General features: G+C 35.0%; 4 protein-coding genes. All 4 read right to left on the reverse strand.

Annotation, left to right across the window (positions count from 1 at the left end; translation table 11 throughout):
• Positions 1-300 precede the first annotated feature (300 nt).
• On the reverse strand, positions 301-504 hold the full coding sequence (locus Rain11_RS13850) for a hypothetical protein (protein ID WP_133121601.1): 204 nt from the start codon (positions 502-504) through the stop codon (positions 301-303).
• A 100-nt stretch (positions 505-604) separates the two neighbouring features.
• The gene (locus tag Rain11_RS13655; RefSeq protein WP_101359924.1) at positions 605-850 is read right to left on the reverse strand and encodes a hypothetical protein; all 246 of its coding nucleotides are present in this window, start codon (positions 848-850) and stop codon (positions 605-607) included.
• 177 nt (positions 851-1,027) lie between these two features.
• Positions 1,028-1,153 (reverse strand): hypothetical protein, encoded by a 126-nt coding sequence (locus Rain11_RS14180; RefSeq protein ID WP_262502188.1) that lies wholly within the window; start codon positions 1,151-1,153, stop codon positions 1,028-1,030.
• Between the two features lie 142 nt (positions 1,154-1,295).
• Positions 1,296-1,751 (reverse strand): transposase (locus Rain11_RS13660; protein ID WP_133121602.1); only part of this gene is annotated, 456 nt, incomplete at its 5' end.

Genomic DNA, 1,751 nt, shown 5'->3' on the forward strand with positions numbered 1-1,751 from the left:
AGAGGTAATTGACTCATATGATTAAATATTTAAAAAGTACAACTCAAAGTTAATCATTTTTTCAATTACCCTAAGTTTTTTTATTTAAATCCCTTGAAAACAATAAGTTAGACTTATAATTCACGTTAAAACTAAAAATTCTTCTTTTTCGCTTTGAATAAACACCGAAAAAGGATTGTTAAAGCATTCTACTATTTCAGTTTTTTTGATTTTTAATTTCGCTAATTTCCAAAAAATTTTTGAAAAGTCAAAATCTTTCAAAGAAAAACTGAAATCCTCAACCCCAAACAATCCTGGATTTTATTCTTGAAGTTTCAAATCACGTTTTATTTTCTTTTGTTCGTCTTTGAGCTTTTGAGCTACCAAATTCAAGGCTTGTTTTTCGGGTTCTGTATAAACCCTCATACTTACTTTGGTTGTCGCTAATCGTTCTCTTATGGTGTCTAAATCCTTTTGTATTTGATTAAGCCTTTTGTAAAGCTCTTTGGCATGCCTATTGTCCACTTTCTTGGATAAATAATTGGCTTAAGGCTATAATCAGGCAAGCTACCGCCCCCGCCACCACTGCTACCGCCTTTGTTTATGTATCCCATAAAGATTTTTTTTAGTAATGAAAGACTGCGTCTATTGTATCAACCCCCGCAATAATTATTATTGCAGGATAAGTTTTGCCAATGAAATCAAAGTTGTAAATAGTGTTCGTAGCTATATTGATAGAGGTTGTATCTATTGCCACCAAAATATTATTACTGCTTTTGTTGTAGATACTACCTAACAAAAACCCCGCAGGCACGTTAATTGTGCCTGTTGCGTTGGGATAACTTTCGGTGTGTGCAGTATTATTCAACATAGTCAGCTACTTCAAAAACTCTCAATTGACCGTATCCATAACGAGCTTGTGCCGTTGCAATATTATTTTCATCAATTTTAACAATAATATCGGCGTTGTGCGTCCATTCTTGTCCAACTCTCCTAACATTGTTTTGGTATGTTTTTTGCTATGCATTATTTCATAGGGAAAGCCAAACTATAAGGTAGTGTAGCTCGGCGTAGTCTGTTTGGGGGCTACCAGTGCCGTGTTGTAAAAACCCTGTAATACATTCAGGGATAACAAGCTATCGGTTTGATAGGTTACACTACCTTCCCTTATCATTCTAACAATTTGTGTCTCTCGTCTTTCGTGAGCAGATACCATTCTGAAATAAGCCTCTTCACTTCCAATAATGCTGAAAAATAAATAACACTCTCTTCTTTTTTGAGTCCTTGAATGTTTTATAGTTAAATAAATTTAAGATTTATATGAAGCCTACTTTCGAGTGATTAAAGAAGTTAGCAATTTTTTTTGTAGCTTGTTGAAGTACTTGAAAAGCATTTTGAAGTTTAGTTTTGAGTTGCGTTAAGTTTTTACAGACAACATTTTTAAGCATATCACATTTGAGGGTTTTCCAGACCTGTTCATCTGCGTTCAATTCAGGGGAATAGGGGGGGATTTTAGCCAGATAAATAGTTTCATTCTTGTCTTTTCGTAAAAAATCTTTCACCTCTTTGCTGGAATGAATACGTGCCCCATCCCAAATGATGAGTAATTTTTGCTTCAAAGTGTCAAGTAATTTTTTGAGAAAACCTACCACATCTTTGCCCTTGAAACTACTTTCTTGTATTTGATACACCAAATCCCCCGCAGGACTAATGGCACTGATAGCAGAAAGGTGTTGATAACGACAGCCTTTCCGAAGCACGGGGCTATGTCC

The sequence above is a fragment of the Raineya orbicola genome, assembly GCF_002843425.1.
GTDB classification, from domain to species: domain Bacteria; phylum Bacteroidota; class Bacteroidia; order Cytophagales; family Thermonemataceae; genus Raineya; species Raineya orbicola.

Excerpts from the sequence above, each read along its gene's own strand:
- Rain11_RS13655 (WP_101359924.1), bottom strand. The coding sequence starts at position 850 with ATGTTGAATAATACTGCACACACCGAAAGTTATCCCAACGCAACAGGC.
- Rain11_RS14180 (WP_262502188.1), bottom strand. The coding sequence starts at position 1,153 with ATGATAAGGGAAGGTAGTGTAACCTATCAAACCGATAGCTTGTTATCC.